At 60.3% G+C, this 17,794-nt stretch carries 18 protein-coding genes; 10 read left to right on the forward strand and 8 right to left on the reverse strand.

All coding sequences use genetic code 11. From position 1 onward, the window contains the following. Positions 1-54: 54 nt before the first annotated feature. The 4 genes from DK391_RS32960 to DK391_RS32975 all read left to right on the forward strand — a co-directional run bounded on the left by DK391_RS32960 (position 55) and on the right by DK391_RS32975 (position 3,041). A complete protein-coding gene (locus DK391_RS32960; protein ID WP_109482190.1) occupies positions 55-774 on the forward strand; it encodes an amino acid ABC transporter permease in 720 nt (239 codons plus the stop codon). 22 nt (positions 775-796) lie between these two features. Continuing rightward, the gene (locus DK391_RS32965) at positions 797-1,444 is read left to right on the forward strand and encodes an amino acid ABC transporter permease (protein WP_109482191.1); all 648 of its coding nucleotides are present in this window, start codon (positions 797-799) and stop codon (positions 1,442-1,444) included. Further along, the gene (locus DK391_RS32970; protein ID WP_109482192.1) at positions 1,441-2,193 is read left to right on the forward strand and encodes an amino acid ABC transporter ATP-binding protein; all 753 of its coding nucleotides are present in this window, start codon (positions 1,441-1,443) and stop codon (positions 2,191-2,193) included. The genes DK391_RS32965 and DK391_RS32970 overlap by 4 nt, the downstream gene beginning before the upstream one ends. Positions 2,194-2,279: 86 nt before the next feature. Continuing rightward, complete coding sequence (locus tag DK391_RS32975) at positions 2,280-3,041, forward strand: IclR family transcriptional regulator (RefSeq protein WP_109482193.1); 762 nt, start codon at positions 2,280-2,282, stop codon at positions 3,039-3,041. A gap of 222 nt (positions 3,042-3,263) precedes the next feature. Here the strand turns inward: DK391_RS32975 and DK391_RS32980 are convergent, their stop codons facing one another. Both DK391_RS32980 and DK391_RS32985 read right to left on the reverse strand, forming a co-directional pair. Continuing rightward, entirely contained in the window at positions 3,264-3,806 is a 543-nt protein-coding gene (locus DK391_RS32980; RefSeq protein WP_109482194.1) for an ureidoglycolate lyase, read from the reverse strand. Positions 3,807-3,837: 31 nt separating this feature from the next. Continuing rightward, complete coding sequence (locus DK391_RS32985) at positions 3,838-4,782, reverse strand: LysR family transcriptional regulator (protein ID WP_109482195.1); 945 nt, start codon at positions 4,780-4,782, stop codon at positions 3,838-3,840. A gap of 187 nt (positions 4,783-4,969) precedes the next feature. Here DK391_RS32985 and DK391_RS32990 point away from each other — a divergent pair, with 187 nt between their 5' ends. From DK391_RS32990 to DK391_RS33005, 4 genes are all read left to right on the forward strand, one after another. After that, positions 4,970-5,653: a DUF2848 domain-containing protein gene (locus DK391_RS32990; RefSeq protein ID WP_109482196.1), complete on the forward strand. Its 684-nt coding sequence runs from the start codon at positions 4,970-4,972 to the stop codon at positions 5,651-5,653. Between the two features lie 5 nt (positions 5,654-5,658). Next, positions 5,659-7,014, forward strand: coding sequence for an amidase (locus DK391_RS32995; RefSeq protein ID WP_109482197.1), 1,356 nt, complete (start codon positions 5,659-5,661; stop codon positions 7,012-7,014). Positions 7,015-7,179: 165 nt separating this feature from the next. After that, a complete protein-coding gene (locus tag DK391_RS33000) occupies positions 7,180-8,286 on the forward strand; it encodes a branched-chain amino acid ABC transporter substrate-binding protein (RefSeq protein WP_239483020.1) in 1,107 nt (368 codons plus the stop codon). Positions 8,287-8,687: 401 nt separating this feature from the next. Continuing rightward, positions 8,688-9,632, forward strand: a complete 945-nt coding sequence (locus tag DK391_RS33005) for an oxidoreductase (RefSeq protein WP_109482199.1) — start codon at positions 8,688-8,690, stop codon at positions 9,630-9,632. Between the two features lie 46 nt (positions 9,633-9,678). On the opposite strand, the gene DK391_RS33010 is transcribed toward DK391_RS33005, so the two are convergent. Continuing rightward, a complete protein-coding gene (locus DK391_RS33010; protein WP_109482200.1) occupies positions 9,679-10,440 on the reverse strand; it encodes an H-NS family nucleoid-associated regulatory protein in 762 nt (253 codons plus the stop codon). A 173-nt stretch (positions 10,441-10,613) separates the two neighbouring features. On the opposite strand from DK391_RS33010, the gene DK391_RS33015 reads away from it, so the two are divergent. Beyond that, entirely contained in the window at positions 10,614-10,952 is a 339-nt protein-coding gene (locus DK391_RS33015) for an H-NS family nucleoid-associated regulatory protein (RefSeq protein ID WP_109482201.1), read from the forward strand. Positions 10,953-11,490: 538 nt separating this feature from the next. On the opposite strand, the gene DK391_RS33025 is transcribed toward DK391_RS33015, so the two are convergent. The 4 genes from DK391_RS33025 to DK391_RS33040 form a co-directional block, all read right to left on the reverse strand. Continuing rightward, on the reverse strand, positions 11,491-13,071 hold the full coding sequence (locus tag DK391_RS33025; RefSeq protein WP_109482203.1) for an isocitrate lyase: 1,581 nt from the start codon (positions 13,069-13,071) through the stop codon (positions 11,491-11,493). 371 nt (positions 13,072-13,442) lie between these two features. Next, positions 13,443-13,829 (reverse strand): hypothetical protein, encoded by a 387-nt coding sequence (locus tag DK391_RS33030; RefSeq protein ID WP_109482204.1) that lies wholly within the window; start codon positions 13,827-13,829, stop codon positions 13,443-13,445. Next, positions 13,789-14,733 (reverse strand): LysR substrate-binding domain-containing protein, encoded by a 945-nt coding sequence (locus tag DK391_RS33035; RefSeq protein WP_162600966.1) that lies wholly within the window; start codon positions 14,731-14,733, stop codon positions 13,789-13,791. Before DK391_RS33035 ends, DK391_RS33030 begins: the two co-directional genes overlap by 41 nt. 176 nt (positions 14,734-14,909) lie before the next feature. Continuing rightward, a complete protein-coding gene (locus tag DK391_RS33040; RefSeq protein ID WP_343225460.1) occupies positions 14,910-15,842 on the reverse strand; it encodes a response regulator transcription factor in 933 nt (310 codons plus the stop codon). Between the two features lie 465 nt (positions 15,843-16,307). Here DK391_RS33040 and DK391_RS33045 point away from each other — a divergent pair, with 465 nt between their 5' ends. Further along, the gene (locus DK391_RS33045) at positions 16,308-17,510 is read left to right on the forward strand and encodes a DUF4387 family protein (protein WP_239483019.1); all 1,203 of its coding nucleotides are present in this window, start codon (positions 16,308-16,310) and stop codon (positions 17,508-17,510) included. Between the two features lie 71 nt (positions 17,511-17,581). Here DK391_RS33045 and DK391_RS44530 read toward each other — a convergent pair. Beyond that, positions 17,582-17,794: hypothetical protein (locus DK391_RS44530; protein WP_162600968.1), on the reverse strand; the 213-nt coding region annotated here is incomplete at its 5' end.

A 17,794-nucleotide genomic window follows, 5' to 3' on the forward strand; every position in this document is an offset into this window, starting at 1 on the left:
CCCCAAAGCTACCGCGAGACGCGAACGGCAACCCGATCTGACGAAGGATTAGCGATGAGTTATCAATGGCTGACCCTGTGGGGCTATGTGCCCGAGTTCTTGCAGGCCGCGTGGCTCACGTTGCAGGTCACGCTGCTCGCGTTCTGCGTTGCGCTGATTCTCGGTCTGCTGACAGCGCTCGCGGGTGCGTCGCATCTCGCTGTGCTTCGTGGCGTAGCGCGCGGCTATATCGAGCTGATCCGCAATACACCCGTTCTGCTGCAGATTTTCATCGTGTTCTTCGGTCTGCCGTCGCTGGGTCTGAATCTGAGTGCTTATGCGGCGGGCGTCATCGCGCTCGGTGTGAATGTCGGTGCGTATATGGCGGAGGTCTTCCGCGCCGGCATTCAGTCGGTGCCGCGTGGACAGATCGAAGCGGCCGGCATACTGGGCCTCGGGCGCGCGCAGGTTTTCATCGAGGTCGTCTTGCCGCAAGCCGCGCGCGCCGTGTATCCCTCGATCGTCAACAACCTGATCCAGTTGCTGCTCGGCACGTCGCTGCTGTCCGCGATTGCGTTGCCGGAACTGACCGGCACGGCGACCGTGATCAACGCGCGCACGCTGCTCTATATCCAGACGTTCTCGGTCACGCTGATCGCGTATCTGATCCTGAGCAATTGCCTGTCATGGATCGCGGAACAGATCGGCGCGCGCGTATTCCACCCGCCCCTCATGCTGAAGCAGCACACGCGCAGGCGGCTATGGCTGATTCCGCGTCCGGCGAACCGCACCTGATCCATCGAAGGGGACACCGCTCATGTCAACCGAACTGCTGACGACCAGCCTGTCGATCCTGCTTGAAGGGCTGGTCGCCACCCTGTTGCTATCCGCGGCGGCGATTGTCGGCGGCACGCTGATCGGCCTGCTCGCCGCCGTATTGCGCTCGTTCGGACCGTGGGGCAGCGCGCACGTCGCGAAGCTCTACACCGAACTGTTTCGCGGTACGCCTGTGCTCATCACGCTGATGTTCATCTATTTCGGCGTGTCGTACTTCGGCTATGCGATCGATGTGTTCGCAGCGGGCGTCGTGGGCTTGAGCGTGTACCAGGGCGCCTATATCGCCGAAGTGTTCCGCTCGGGCATAGAAGCCGTGCCCAAAGGCCAGTGGGAAGTCTCGCAGATTCTCGGTCTGAGCAAGACACAGACGTTCTTCACGGTCATATTGCCGCAGACAGGCAAGATAGTGTTGCCGCCGCTGATTGGCCAGTACCTCTCGCTGATCAAGGATACGTCGATCGTCAGCATGATCGGCATGTCGGAGCTGATGCATGGCGGTCAGGCCATCGTCGACCGCGTCGGCAAGCCAGTCGAGATCTATGGGCTCGTCGCGGTCCTGTATTTTGTCGTGTGTTTCCCGCTGTCGCAGTGGGTGCGTCACCATGATCGTAGGAGCCTGTTGTCATGACCACATCCATCGGGTCCAAGCCAGTCATCAACCTTAACGGCGTGAGCAAGTCGTTCGGCGCAACCAGGGTGCTCAAGGAAATCAATCTCGAGGATCGCCCCGGAGAAGTACTCGTGCTGATCGGCGCATCCGGTTCGGGCAAGAGCACGGTGCTGCGCATCATGGCCGGTCTTGAAACGGCCGATGCGGGCGAAGTCTGGGTCAACGAAGTGCCGTTGCACGATGTGCGGCGCGCGAAGGAGATTCGCGGTCACGTCGGTATGGTGTTCCAGCAATTCAATCTATTTCCGCACAAGACCGCGCTCGGCAATGTGACGCTCGCCCTGATCAAGGCACGCAAGATGAGCCCCGCCGACGCGCGCAAACGCGCCATGGACGTGCTTGACCGCGTCGGCCTCGCCGATCGCGCCGAACACTATCCGAGCCAGCTGTCGGGCGGCCAGCAGCAGCGGGTCGCGATTGCGCGGGCGCTGGCTGTCGAGCCCGGCATCATGTTCTTCGACGAAGCGACATCCGCTCTGGACCCGGAACTGGTCGGCGAGGTCACGGAGGTCATGCGCGGACTGGCGCGCGACGGCATGACGATGGTCGTCGTCACGCACGAGATGGGCTTCGCGCGGAAAACGGCGGACCGCGTCGTGTTCATGGACAAAGGTGTGATCGCCGAACAGGGCGCGCCAGAGGAAATATTCGTCGCACCGCAAAACGAAAGGACGAAGCAGTTCCTGCACCGCGTGCTGGATCATTGACACATCAGATCGATGGGCGCGACGCACGAACAACGACAACAACACCAGAACGAACTGCGATCTTCATCGCCGACGGAGTCTACGGAATGTCCGCATCAGAATCGTCACGGGCCCGGGGCGTGGACCGCGTGATCGGCATTTTCAGGGAACTGCATACTGCGCGCCGTCCGCTGACGATGCGCGAGCTGGTCGACGCAACGCGTGCGCCGCGCTCCAGCGTCTACGAACTGGTCACGATTCTCACGGCGGCGGGGTGGCTCGAAACGGCCGCCGACGGCAGCGTGTTTTTCGGGCGCGAGATGCATTACTACGGCGCCGATTACGCGATGCACAACGATCTCATCAGCCGTGCGCATCAGACCATTCTCGGTCTCGTGCGCAAGTATGACGAGACCGCGCAACTCTGCATGCTCGAAGGCAACAAGTACACGGTGGTGCTCTCCGAAAACAGTGCGCGCCCGTTCAACGTCACGTCGGATATCGGCGTGAAGGTGCCGATTCCCTGGACCGCGACGGGCCGTCTGTTACTCGGACACCTGAGCGACGACGACATCCATACATTGATTCCAGACGAAGACTACGTGCTGGATGACGGTCGCCGCATCGGATTCGACGACTTTATACGTGACGTGCGCCATGCCGCTGCGCAGGGTTACTGCTGCACCGAGGGCTTATCGATGTCGTTCCGGCTTTGCATGGCCGCACCCGTGCGCGAACGCACCGGCCTGCCGATCGCGGCACTATGCTTCATGACGGGGCGCGATACCGATCCGAACAAGCGCGCGGCGATGCTCGACGATTTGATATCGTCTGCGAAATCGTTGTCGCAGGCTCCGATGCGTGCATGACCGTGCGCGTCTGCGGCACGAGCGCGGTCTTGCAACCGTTACGCGATGGAGCGAAGAGAGACTGTTCACCAATCAGCGGCGGGCTTCGACGAGTCTGGTCGACTTGCGAGAATGGCACGGATAGTGGCCAGCGCGTCTCCCGCGACCGGGGTGACAGCGAGGCGCATTTGCGATGCGATCAAATCGCGCGCCCTGGATGCTTGAGTTCTGGCGCCCGATTGCTCAAGTCGTACCCAATTCGAGCGTACGACGTTCGATAGACTTGATGACGCTTTCGCAAGCTGGCGCGCCCGTCTTCAAATGAACGACGAGATCGTAGGTGGTCGAAGGGCGGGTCAGCATCAGACAGGTCGACTCGCTATTCGCGACGCGTGTTGCGTGCCAGATGTTCGGCCGCATGCAAAGCCCTTTGCCAACCGGAATATCGAATGCGCGCAACGAAGCGAGATCCGGTTCGCCGTCGTCCAGCGACGTCGCGACGATATGCACGACGGGCGCGGTCAACGGCACGATTGCCTGCTGCGTCAGACGATGCAACTCCAGCGACGCGATCTCCGGTTTGCGATTGCGATACACCACCCACAGTATTTCCGTTTCTCCGTCCGTGCCGGTGTCGAAGAGATGCTCACGCCAGAAATCCGAGCCAGGGCTCACGAACGCGGGCGCGTCGCCATCCGTGCGCACGGGCTTTCCCAGCAGCCAGCCATACGGCTCACAACGATGCGCTTCGAGTGGTTCGACTGGAATGGAAAGAGTGGTCAGCATGTCGGCGTACTCGTATCGATGAATGGTTCGGTCAGACACGTGCAATGGCGTCGTCCGATGGCGGGAACAACGCGAATTCGGGCCCATGTTTCAGGCTGAAATCGAGCACAACGTTCAGCGCGAGTCGCGTGATCGACTCGGCCAGCAGGCTGTCGGGCGTGCGTCGGTATGCGGCGACGAGCGGCCACGCGGGCACCCGATGCGTGACTTGCAGCAGTTGTAACTGGCCCGCTTCGAGTTCGCGCATCACGAATGCGGGCGGAAGCACGGCGATGCCGAACCCGTCGATAACGAGCCGGATGATCGCCGCCACCGACGAAAGACAGTTGATCTGCACCTGCACGTCGCCACTCGCCGCGAACAGCCCAGCAAGAAACTCATGCGGCGGCGAGTGACGCGCGAAGCTGATCACGGGATACGCGGCCAGTTCGGTTTCCGTCAGCGCCTGCGCGGACAGATTGAGCGCGGGGCTAGCCATCCAGCGCATCGGCAGGCTGCCTAACGGCACGTTGGTCATATCCGCGCCCGCGACGCTCGTCGTCTGAAACGACACGTCGATGTGGCCATTCGCGAGTTGAGCAGAGAGATTCGCGGATGTATCGCTGGTCAGTTCGATGACGAGATTCGGATACTCGTCGCGGATGCATTTGAGCAGATCCGGCAGCCACGTATGCACGATCGATTCGATCGCACCAAGCCGCAGCAGCCCCGACACCTTCGAACGATCGCCAACGCTTGCAAGCATCGCCTGGTTCAGTTTCAGCATCTGTTCGGCGAACGGCAGCGCCTTGGTGCCGTCCTGCGTGAGCGTCGCTTCCTTCGGGCCGCGTTCGAACAGCCGCACGCCGAGTTCCTGTTCGAGCGCGGAGATGCGGCTCGAAATGGCAGCCTGGGTTGCGTGCAGACGTTCGGCCGTCAGCCGGAAGCTGCGCAGCCGCGCTAGCCAGACAAAGGTTTCCAGAAATCGCAGATTCATTCACAACCCTGACGAGGCAAGCACGAATGGCCCAGTGTAGCGCCGCGCTCTGCGCTACGTGACAAGAAAATTTTCAGCCGCGCGACAACTTTAATTTGTTGGACACGCGTGCGGCGCGCGCCAAAACTTTGCATCGAATGCCCGCTGGTGAAAGGGCAAACACCTTGTCAAAACAGAGGACGTTGCAATGAAGAACGTGTCATGCGAAATCGAAGGCGGACAAGCTGTGCGGGTGAACGCGAGCCGTCTCGTGATTGCGGGCTGGGCGGGACGCGATGCGGCCGAGGTCGAGCATCATATCCGCGAACTGGAAGCGATCGGCGTGCGCCGGCCGTCGAGCGTGCCGTGTTTTTATGAAGTCGCGCCTGCGTTGCTGACCACTGCGGACGGCATCGAAGTGATCGGCGGGCATTCGTCAGGCGAAGTGGAAGTCGTGCTGTTGCAGACGGAAGCGGACGGCCTGCTGGTCGGCATCGGTTCCGATCATACGGATCGCAAGGTCGAAGGCTACGACGTCGCCGTGTCGAAGCAGATGTGCGCAAAGCCGCTCGGAAAGACGCTGTGGCGCTACACGGAAGTGGCCGCGCATTGGGACGCGCTGATCGCGCGCAGCTGGCGAATCGACGCGAACGGCGAGCGCATCCGCTATCAGGAAGGCACGCTCGCGCGGCTGATGCATCCCGAGCCGCTGATCTGGCGAGCGTTCGGCGCGACATCGATGATTCCCGAGACGGTGCTGTTCTGCGGCACGCAGCCCGTGCTCGGCGCACTGACGCCTGCAAACGCGTACGAACTGGAACTGCATGATCCCGTGCTGGGACGCAGCTTGCGGCATCGCTATAGCGTCGATGCGCTCGCGCATACGGAGTAACGGCGATGCGCACCATCCGTGAATCCAGCAAGGCGCTGGCGACGAAAAGCCTGTCGGCGGGCGAGTTACTCGATGCGAGTCTTGCCGCCATCGACGCCGATCTCGCGCGCGGCGGCGCGACCTATACGCATATCGACCGGCTGGCGGCGCGCGAAGCCGCCGACGCCAGCGACGCGTTTCGCGAGCGTGGCTACGTGCCTTCGGCGCTGGCCGGCGTGCCCGTCTCGGTAAAGGATCTGTTCGACATCAAAGGACAGGTGACGACGGCCGGTTCGCGAATACTGCGCGATGCCGCGCCCGCCGTACGCGATGCGGCGGCCGTGGCGCGTCTGCGCGAAGCGGGCGCGGTGTTCGTCGGTCGCACCAACATGAGCGAGTTTGCATTCTCAGGCCTTGGCGTGAAGCCGCACTACGGAACGCCGCTCAATCCCATGCACGCTGGGCGGCTGGCGGGGGGGTCGAGTTCGGGCGCGGCGGTATCCGTCGCGCGGGGGCACGTGGCCGCGGCGCTCGGCACGGACACGGGCGGCTCGGTCCGCATTCCGGCGGCGTTCTGCGGGCTGACGGGGTTCAAGCCGACCGCGCGGCGTGTGCCGCTCGAAGGTGCCGTGCCGCTGTCGTCAGCGTTCGATTCGGTGGGGCCGATTGCGCGCAGCGTCGACTGTTGTGTGCTGATCGACAGCGTTGTGTCCGGGCAAACGCTCGATACAGCGCCGCGCCCGCTCGAAGGGCTCCGGCTAGGCGTGACCTCTGACTACGTCGCGGACGATCTCGACGAAACCGTGAGCACGGCATTCAATCGCGCAGTCGGCATGTTGCGACGCGCGGGGGCGTCGGTCGAACGCTTTGCGTTTCCGGAGTTGCATGAGGTCGCGGGACACCATCCGCTTGCCGGTATTACGGCCGCACAGGCGTGGGCGTGGCATCGCGAGCTTGTCGCGCGTGACCCCGACGCGTACGACCCGCGCGTGCTGAAGCGTTTGCGCGCGGGCGAAGGACGCAGCGCCGCCGACTATATCGACCTGCTGGCCGCACGCGAGCGCTTCGTGCGCGACGCGCGTACGCGGCTCGCGCGCTTCGATGCCTGGCTGATGCCGACCGTCGCGCTCGTGCCGCCTGCCATCGCGCAGATCGAACACGACGACGACACGTTCTTCGCCATCAACGCAAAAGTGCTGCGCAATCCCAGTGTCGTGAACTTCATGGACGGTTGCGCGCTGACGCTGCCTTGCCATCGCGAAGGCGAGCTACCCGTGGGTCTGTCGATCTGCGGACCGGCGCTCGCGGATGCATCGATTCTCGCGATCGGGCGCAGTGTCGAAGCGTTGCTGCGTCAAGGCGCGGATGCTGCGGCGGCATAACGTTTGTTTATCGGCGGCAAAAAGAATTTCTCGTTGGACGCGCAATTACGGCGAACGAATACTGGTCTTCAGGCGCGATCCAGACCGTAGCGCACATTCAACTTCATAACCGATGTGAGGCAGCCCGTGAATCAAAACTTTCGCTCTCTGGCCGGTGTCGTCGCACTGGTCACCATTCAGGCACCGGCGCATGCCGCCGATGCCACTCCCGCCGTCGTGCTGATCGGCCACGCGGCACCGCTCACGGGACAACTTGCGAATATGGGCAAGGACAGCGAAAACGCTGCACGGCTCGCGATCGATGAGATCAACAGTCAGCATCCCGTGATTGGCGGCAAGCCGGTGCATTTGCAACTGGATTCGCAGGACGATGCCGCCGATCCGCGCACAGGCACGCAGGTCGCGCAGAAGCTCGTCGACGAGGGCGTCGTGGCCGTGGTCGGCGATATCAACTCGGGCGTATCGATTCCAGCGTCGCGCATCTATAACGAAGCGCAGGTCGTGCAGATCTCGCAAGGCTCGACGAATCCCGTGTACACGCAGCAGGGCTACAAGACGACATTTCGCGTCGTCGCGACAGATGCATTACAGGGACCGGCGCTCGCGCGCTACGCGCTCAATTCGTTGCATGCGAAACGAATCGCCGTGATCGACGATTCGACGGCTTATGGTCAAGGTCTCGCGGAAGAGTTCACGAAAGCGACGAAGGCCAGCGGCGGCACGATCATCGCGCGCGAAGCGACCAACGACAAAGCCACCGACTTCCGCGCAATCTTGACGAAGATCAAGGGCTTGCGGCCGGATGTCATCATGTACGGCGGCTCCGATGCAACGGCCGGGCCACTCGCGAAGCAGGCGGCGAATCTCGGCATGACGGCAAGCGTGCTGGGCGGCGACGGCGCATGCACGGAGAAGATGGTGAGCCTCGCGGGCGACGCGATCGGCAACGTGGTGTGTTCGGAGGCAGGGCTCGCGTTGTCGAAGATGCCGAAAGGGCAGGAGTTCGATCGTCGCTATACGGCGCGTTACAAGGTGCCGATCGATGCCTACGCGCCATTCGCCTACGATGCCGTCTACGTGATCTACGACGCCATGAAGCGCGCCAATTCGACGGAGCGCGCGAAGGTGCTGGCTGCGATGCCCGTCACGCAGTACGATGGGGTGATCGGTAAAATCGCCTTTGATCCGCACGGCGATCTGAAGGATGCGGCCATCACAATTTATCAGTTCAAGGACAAGAAGAAGACGGTGATGGATGTGATTCGCATGTGATGGTGCGACTCTATGCATCGAATGTGTAGAACCGGTCGTGCGGTCGAAAACCGATCTCGAGTTCACAGCCGGAGCGTCACCAAGCCGTCTTACATGTCTCGGCGGTCCCTCGCTGTAGTTCGACATGTTAAAGGCCGGTAATCGAGTGCCCGACGCGCAGCGCGATACATCGAACTCAGAACGGCGACTGATCGATGGCCGCTGTGGCGAAGTTAGCGCCTCGAGACGAATGGCTGCCGGGCGATTCTGGCTGCGGGTTGCATCGAGACGATACGCACGAATTGTGTCCGAAGGCTCCCTACAGGATGGGGGCTGAGACTCAATCGGTTTGTAACGAATCAACCCGATAATCGACGGGCTGCGCCACTCTACACGGATGAAAATCAGAAGTAAGCCCTGCCATGAGCAAACATTGGACCTTGGAAAGCATCCCTCCTCAAACTGGCAGACGCGTCGTCGTCACCGGTGCAAATAGCGGCATTGGCTATCACACAGCTGCGATTCTGGCTCAGCGCGGAGCCGAAGTTGTCCTTGCGTGTCGCGATGAGCAACGCGGCGCGAATGCGCTCGCTCGCCTACGACAAGAGGTGCCCAATGCGGCAGTACAACTCGAACATCTTGACCTGGCTAGTCTCGCTTCTATACGTGCTTTCGCAGACCGCCAGCTAGCACTGCGTCTGCCGCTCGATATTCTTGTCAACAACGCAGGCGTCATGGCTCCTCCCCGGCGTGCCGAAACACGCGATGGGTTCGAACTGCAGTTCGGCATCAACGTGCTAGGACATTTCGCGCTGACCGCCCTGCTCCTACCCGCGCTCGAGATGGCTTCGAACAGTGCGTCGGAACGACCTCGTGTGGTGACGATTGCCTCTATCGCTCACAAGACGGGGCAGCTTGATTTTGCCGACTTGCAGTCGACGCATCACTACCGACCGATGAGTGCTTACCGTCAATCGAAACTAGCCGACCTGATGTTCGCCTTCGAACTCGACAGGCGCCTGCGTGCGCGCCAATCGTGCGTAATGTCGGTCGCCGCGCATCCCGGCGTGGCAAATACAAATCTGTTTCGCGACGATCGTTCATCTGTGGGCCGGGCGGCTCGAGCAGCTTTGGGCACCATCATCGGCGCCCTATTCAACAGCGACCTGGCTGGCGCGCTACCAACGCTATACGCGGCGACGGCACCCGACGCCTCCAGCGGCGGATACTACGGCCCTCTAGGGCTACTCGAGGCTCGTGGCGAACGCATAGGTCCGGCAAAGATTGCACCTCAGGCGCAGAGTAAGGCAGATTCCATGCGCCTTTGGCAGGTCTGCGAGACGTTGACCGGAACCCGGTTCTGGTGAATTCCGGGTCCCAATACCTTGCTGCCACAGATGAGCGCGAGTTTGATCACGCAGAGGCTGTCGGAGCGCTTGCTTCTGGAGCCGTTGCGGGAGCGGACGGAACCGCGCTAACAGGTGCCTTCCTGGCGACAGTTTTTTTCGTTCCGCGCTTGACCGCAATTTTCTTTTTGGCCGCAGCCTTTTTCGCTGGTGCCTTCTTTGCGGGAGCCGAGACATTCTTCACCACGCGCTTTTTGGCGGCTGGCCTGGTTGCCGCCCCGGCCTTCTTGACTGTGACGGCCTTCGGCTCAGCCGTGTCTCCACCCGCCTCAGCAATCAAAAACTTCGTGCGATCTTTTGCTTCCGCCAACCAGGCTGGAGCACGTCCACGGCCACTCCAGGTCGCACCGCTTTTCGGATCGCGATACTTCGGCGCCTGCGGACCACGTACGTAGTTCCCAGCCTTTGCATCCTTTTTTGCCGCAGGCGCCGCAGCGAAGGCATTCCCTTCGATCAGAAACTTGCTACGGTCCTTCGCTTTAGAGATCCACGCGGGGGCACGACCGTGCCCAGTCCACGTGGCGCCGCTTTTCGGGTCGCGATACTTCGCCGCCGTCGCGGATGATTTAGCTTCGACCTTAACGCCCGGCTTGCGACCACGTTTTTTCGAGCCGCCGATATGCGCTTCGATGTCGGTTGTGGTCAAACCGTGCTTTTCCATAATGTCGCGGATTTTCGCGATTACGCCAGACGATTGTTTTACAGCCAGCGCTTCCGCTCGAGCCTGAAGCTTCGCAATTTGTGCCTGGACCTTCTCAAGAGTTGTCATTTATTTCTCTCCCCGTGGTTATCAATGGCCGCACTATGCCATACAACCATGCGAACGGGCCATACAGCTACGAAATCGGCACTATCGAGACGAGAGTGGTATTCTCAAGGCACATCGTTTGCGTTGCTACAGCAGGTCGCCAATGGGGCGCAAATCGTAGGACGGGGAAAATCATGGATGAAAGAAAACGCGACAGTATCGTCGCCTATATACGCCGCAGGATGGCGGAAGTCGGGATGGAACTTGATGATCTCGCAGCGGCCATCGCCGAAGACCAGATTCAGCAGCAAACCGCTCGATTCCGTAGTGCAAACGGAGAGATCTGGTCGGGCGACGGGGAAATGCCGCAGTGGCTCAAACAAGCCATAAGCGCAGGACAATCGCTGGAGCACTTTGCAGTCGGGCACGAGGCAGTGGCAAAGATAGAAGCTCGTCCGAAGGTGGATTGGAGTCAAGACCCGTTTGCAGGCAGCCGACTCGCGGCCGTCCAGCCGTCGCACCGCAATCTGTAAGCAGGCACGCAGTCACTCACGCTGACGCATTGGCGAGAGCCTGTCTTTCCCGCGACCATGTGCGTTTTGAGTGAATGGTGAGCCGCCGCAAAAATCAGCAAGCTTCGACAGCGCATCGGAAGATTATCTCGGGTGGGATACAGCATCCTCACTTCCAATGATATTGACCAATGAGCTCTGGAAAGCGACTCGCAAAGTGCCGCCGAATCGGTTCTGAACATCATGCACGTGCGCGTCAAGCGCTTCCGCTCTCGCAACAATATCGCGACAATCGTTGAAGTATTTGCTACCCAGCATGGTCAATCCAATATTGCGAGTTGACCGGTTGAATAGCTGAATATTCAGTTGACTCTGAAGCGCGCCGATAATTCGACTGACGGCAGGGGCAGATAACTTCAGTTGGTCAGTTGCTCGAGAAAAGCTTCCTGAACCTGCCCCGCGCGTCGAACACATTGCATCTGATGAACCCCACGAGTTAGTGGGCAGGAAAAAACGCCAACAGGCACTGTTGGCGTTTTCGCTTCGACCGTCACTACGATCAGAACTGGTTCATGGTGTTGTCTTTGCCCGCCGCTTTCAGGGCTGCTTCGCCGCTGAAATACTCCTTGTGGTCATCGCCGATATCAGAACCCGACATGTTCTGATGCTTGACACACGCGATGCCCTGACGGATCTCCTTGCGTTGCACGCCTGCCACGTAACCGAGCATGCCCTGGTCGCCAAAGTATTCCTTCGCGAGGTTGTCGGTTGAGAGCGCAGCGGTGTGGTACGTCGGCAACGTGATCAGGTGATGGAAGATGCCTGCTTCACGCGACGAATCAGCCTGGAACGTGCGGATCTTTTCGTCGGCGAGCTTTGCCAGTTCGGTCTGATCGTATTCCACGCTCATCAACTGCGCACGGTCGTATGCCGACACATCTTTGCCCTCGGCCTTCATCGCGTCATACGCCTGCTGACGGAAATTCAGCGTCCAGTTGAACGACGGGCTGTTGTTGTACACCAGCTTCGCGTTCGGGATGACCTTGCGAATCTCGCTGACCATGCCGCCAATCTGGGCGATGTGCGGTTTTTCGGTTTCGATCCACAGCAGGTCGGCGCCGTTTTGCAGCGCGGTGACGCAATCCAGCACGCAGCGCGCTTCGCCCGTACCGGCACGGAACTGGAACAGGTTGCTCGGCAGGCGCTTCGGACGCAGCAGTTTGCCGTCGCGCTTGATGATCACGTCGCCATTGCCCAATTCGTCAGCCGACAGTTCCTCGCAATCGAGGAACGAGTTGTACTGGTCGCCAAGGTCGCCCGGCTTATGGGTCACGGCGATCTGTTTGGTCAGCCCGGCACCGAGCGAATCGGTACGGCACACGATGACGCCGTCGTCCACGCCCAGTTCCAGGAAGGCATAGCGAATAGCACGCACTTTGGCGAGGAAGTCCTCGTGCGGCACGGTGACCTTGCCATCCTGGTGGCCGCACTGCTTCTCGTCGGACACCTGGTTTTCGATCTGGATACAGCATGCCCCCGCTTCGATGAACTGCTTCGCGAGCAGGTACGTCGCTTCCGCGTTGCCGAAGCCCGCGTCGATGTCCGCGATGATGGGCACCACGTGCGTGACGTGGTTGTCGATCTTCGCCTGGATCGCGGCCTTCGCAGCGCCTTCGGCGGCATCCAGCTGGCGGAACAGGCCGCCCAGTTCACGTGCGTCGGCCTGGCGCAGGAACGTGTACAGCTCACGGATCAGCGCAGTCACCGAGGTTTTTTCGTGCATCGACTGGTCCGGCAGCGGACCGAACTCGGAGCGCAGCGCAGCCACCATCCAGCCGGACAGATACAGATAACGGCGCTCGGTGCTGTTGAAGTGCTTCTTGATGGAAATCATCTTCTGCTGGCCGATGAAGCCGTGCCAGCAGCCCAGCGATTGCGTGTACTTCGACGGGTCGGCATCGTAGGCGGCCATGTCGGCGCGCATGATCCCGGCCGTGTACTTCGCGATATCCAGACCGGTCTTGAACCGGTTCTGGGCACGCATGCGCGCAGCGTATTCGGGATTGATCGCATTCCAGGCGCTGCCGTTATTTTCTTTCAAACCAGCAACTGCCTTGATGTCGTCTTGATATTGGGCCATGTGTATCTCCTTGAAGCTGAGCGGATTTGACTGAATGATTCAGCGCGTCGCCACGTCTGTCGAAGCGAACTGCATGACTAAATAGTAGCGCCGCCCGTGCCGAGTCTTATATAAGACATAAGAGATATTTTATTGTTATTTTTCAATGAGATAGAACGCAGTTTTTGCGATGCAAAACACACTTTCAACCGGCAAAAAGCCGATCCAGTGGAAATTCAGACCAGATTTCGCAACATGAAATGCCCTTTCGGCTATCGGAGAAGATCCGGCACCAATGCCGCGACCAATCAGAAAGCCTCGCCGCGTATTTCTCGTCGACGCCCCGTTCAGCGCGTGGCGTCCCAAGAGATTCTCAGCGCCGGATATGGAGATCAGTAATGCTCGACCGAGTAGTCGAGTGCGCCTTTGAGTGCGACTGTCTTCAGTGCGGTTCGACCGAACTCTCGAAAGTACGGTCGAACGCGGTCCAGCGGCTGTTCATAGCTGCGCGCGCGTCGGCGGCGAATGCGCCTGATCGACCCAACCCGGAAATCCGAGGTCGCCTCGAACACCGCGGATCCGTGGTGAAAGCCGAACTTCCGTAGACGACCCCACAGCGGACCTTCGGCATTCTCGCCTATCGACTTGCAGGCTACTCGTCCAGCGGCATACTGGCGCATGCGATCGCGCAACGTCTGCTCGAAAATGGACAAGATGTCTTGTTCGTTAGTGGGAGCGTTATTGATCAGCGCGCAAAGCGCCTGCGATTCTTCCGTCATCCAGATATCGCGCGATGAGGTTGCGAATCACGACGTAGATCGCGGATGCGGCCGGTGTCAGATCCGATTCGCTATGGGTGATCAGGGTGGCCGTCATGAAAATTGGAGGATCGAGCGGTATGGCTCTTACGCTGGATCCGCCTTCGACATGCGCCAGATCACCGAGCGCCAGGATTCCGCTCCCCAGGCCTGCGACTACAGCAGACAAGGTCGCAGAGAGGTCGTTTTCCACCGTGATACGTGTTGTGTTCGCAGATTCTTTCAGCAGCGGATCGACGAGCGCAGCCGCGATGGCAGGATGAGGATGACTGGGCAGTATCAGCGGCAAGTCCGCCAGATCCTTCATGGAAATGCTGTCCCGGCTCGATACCGTGTCGTCCTTCGAGACGAGAAACAGCCGCTGTCTGAACAGGATGTGACGATCGAGTCCTGCCGTGAATTCGCTATCGAAGATAATTGCCAGATCCAGCGTCCGCGCACTCACACGCCTCGCCAGCGGACCACTCCTTTCGCTTACGAAGTGCAGCGTGACATTCGGCATCGCAGCCTTGCAGGCTCGCGTGACGGGACTCGACAGAATCGATGCCAGCACGGACGACCTCCCGACCCTGACGACGCCTGCGATTTCCGCTCCGTCTGCGCGCACGACATCCGGCAAATGCTCGATCCGGTTGATGATCTCCACCGCTTCGGTGTAGAGGCGCTTCCCGGCGGCTGTCGCACGCGCGCCCCTTGGGCTGCGATCGAGCAGCGACACGCCAAGCATCTCTTCCAGCTCGCTGATCTGCTGACTCAGCGCAGGCTGTGCCACGTGAATAAGCGCTGCAGCACGCGAAAAGCTGCCCGCCTCGACGATCTTGACGAAGTAACGCAGGTGTCGCACCTGGATTCGCGATCGATCCATGCCCGCCTCCGATCCCATCGGGTTCTCACGAAGAGAGGTGCGGGTCGTCCTGTATGCCAGACCGGGTGATACGGACAGTCGACTCGACGCACGCCGCGTGTATCCCGGCTTACCGCAAAGTGCCGGAACATACGGAAGCTTATCAGGATGCTCACTGCGTCGATCGCATGCTGCCCTCAGTGCCGCAAGCTGGTCGATGCGGCGCGAGCATCGACGGAATGCGCCACCATCCACCCCATGCCGCGAACGTTACGGATCAGCGACTGGCCGAATTTTTTCCGCATCGTGTGGATCAGCACGTCGATCGCATTGCTTTCCACTTCCCTGCCCCAACCGTAAATCCGGTCTTCCAGCTGACTACGCGACAGGATTGAGCCGGGGCGCTCCATGAAACTGTGCATCAGCGCAAACTCACGCGCGGAGAGCGGCGACGTCACGCCGTCCTGTTGAAGCGTTCGGGTTTCCAGATCGAGACTGAGCGATTCGTTGCCGATGCGTGACGTGGCGTACCCAGCCCTTCGTCGTAACACCGCGCGCACCCGCGCCAGCAGTTCAGTGCCGTTCATGGTCCGGGTCAGACAATCATCGGCGCCAGCGTCGAGACTGCCGATCCGTGCATCAATGTCATCACAGCTAGCCATCGTCAGCACGGGAACCGGATTCCCTGTCATTCGTACCGTCTTGAGCAGATCAATCCCCGTGATATCCACCAGGCAGAGATCGAGCAGAATGGCCGCATAGTTCGGGCTGGCAATGGCCGCACCCGCATCCGTGCCGTTACGAATCCAGTCGACGGTGTAGCTGTCGTCGCGAAGTGTCCGGAAAAGCTTTTGCCCGATCTGCACATCGCTTTCGATCAGTAGAAATCTCATCGTGTCCTCTGCAGGTAGCCTCAGGCGCCCGTTATCGCGCACGCTGATGCGAATGAAAGAGTGCCGGCATCCGATGGTTCGTTCATCTTCGGGCGGAACCGCGTCGTTCGCCCAGATCAGGCTGGCTCCCGTGCTGCCGTCAGTCAAAAGCAGGTCGGGATTCATACTCGTGCTGGCGAGGCGAAGTCTGCCAAAAAGTGCCCGCGCAGTAGAAATACTGGTTTCCGATGCAGCCATATCCAGCGCCTATACCCCCGCCCGGCTTTCACGCTTCTCGCTATACAGGCTGCTTATGCCCCTATCACCGTTGGATATTTCTCAGCGAGGTCTAAGTGGCGCAGACTTCATCTACACAAAACGGACATGGCATGTCGCCGGGTACGTGTAACGGAGAGCAGAATGGTGAAGTCGGCCTATCGCGTAACGTCGGTGTGCGGCGCGCTGGGAACAGGCATTGGATACCCGTCGCTGCAGACGATCATGTCGGCCGGAACACACGCCTTCGTCGTGGACGCAGGCGTCGCGCAGTCTCACGCGAACCACATGACACACCCGACACACCCGACACACCCGGCACAACCCTCGCGATGCGCGGCGATTCTCGACGACCTTCGAACCGTTATCGAGGCAGGTCTCACCACTCACGGCCCTGTGATCATTGGCAACTGCGGAACGTCCGGCACCAACGACGACATTGACGCATTGCTCGATGTCGCCAGAGCGGTATTTGCGGAGCAGCGTGTATCGGATGTGAAGGTCGCGGTGATTCGCTCGGAAGTCGACCCGGAACTCGTCATCGACGCGATGCGAGCGCGCGCGCTGAGCCCGCTGGATGGCACCGCAAACCCCGATGAGGCAGCGCTGCGAAACAGCACTTTTGTCGGACAGATGGGCATCCATCCCATACTCACCGCACTCGTGTGCGGCGCGAAGTATGTGATCGCAGCCCGTGCCTGTGGCGCCTCGCTTTTTGCAGCCGACATGATCCGCCATGGCATCCCGTCCGGGCTCGCCTATCATGCGGGTCAGATGCTGGCGAATGCCGCGTTCGCTGACCAGCATGGGCTGCCATCGCAGGGATTGAGCGCGGAAATCAGCAGCGATGGTAAGGCGGTGTTTCGAGCGGCGCACTCAGTACGGCCATTCACGCCCTATTCGCTCGCAACGCACTCTCAAAGCGGGCGGGCACACCCGTATTTGCACGCTTATCCGGAGGGTGTACTCGCTACACATCGCACGGAATTCTTTGCCATCGATGCACATGCCGCCGGCTTCAGTAGCAGCTTCTTTTATCGCGGCGAACATCAAGGTTTGCCCGGCATCAAGCTGGATGGCGTACACCAAGGCGCCTTTCACGCCGCCGACAGACGGAGCTCGCACCATTTGCTCCAGAACGAACTCACCGTCCGTCAGGTGCTGTTTCCAATCGAATATTTCGACGTGAATGGCGACGACTGGCATCGAACCGGTCGGTCGCAACCCGTCTACTTCGAACTGGGAGAGCCCGCAGGCGTCGAGGATCTCGATGAACGAACGCTGTCGGCAATCGAAGATGCACCGCCGCGCGTTGCATCGCACGGGACTTGCCGGCTATCGACGATCACCCGTGCCATCCAGTGCGCGTGTCCCAACGCGCGCACGCTAACCGTCGACATCTTTTTTGCTTCGGATGAAGACTATGAAATGGCGCTGCGCTCCAATCTTTTCTGCGTAAGGCGACTCGCGAAAGCTCTGGATATCGAGCGATCATTGTTCGTCGGCACGTATTTCGTCGACGTGTGTCAAGCGATCAAGATCACATTGGAACGGCCTGCAGAACTCACCGCGCCTCACGCTGCAGAACTGTTCGATCTTCAGATCAAGTCTCGAATCGAAGGGCTGATTGTGCCTGAGCACACCAGTTGAACGTCCCGCATTTGAATTGACACGCGCTATCGAGCCGCACATCGATACCATTCATCGGCCGCGCAGCCGGATCACGTCACATCGTGATGTTGCAGAAAATGAGCAACGGAAAAGATATCGATGGCAGGCCTGATTTCCTTGCCGAGCCAATGCAGAGGCACGGCCAGATGAACCAGTTCACCAACGATCACGACGACCAGCAAGCAGACGATCCAGCGTCGCGCATGCGCGGAAATGGCACTGTCTCTTAAACCCATCTCCGCGCCGACGCGGCGGGCGGCGAG

Origin of the sequence: Paraburkholderia sp. C35 (genome assembly GCF_003121405.1) — a bacterium.
GTDB lineage: Bacteria > Pseudomonadota > Gammaproteobacteria > Burkholderiales > Burkholderiaceae > Paraburkholderia.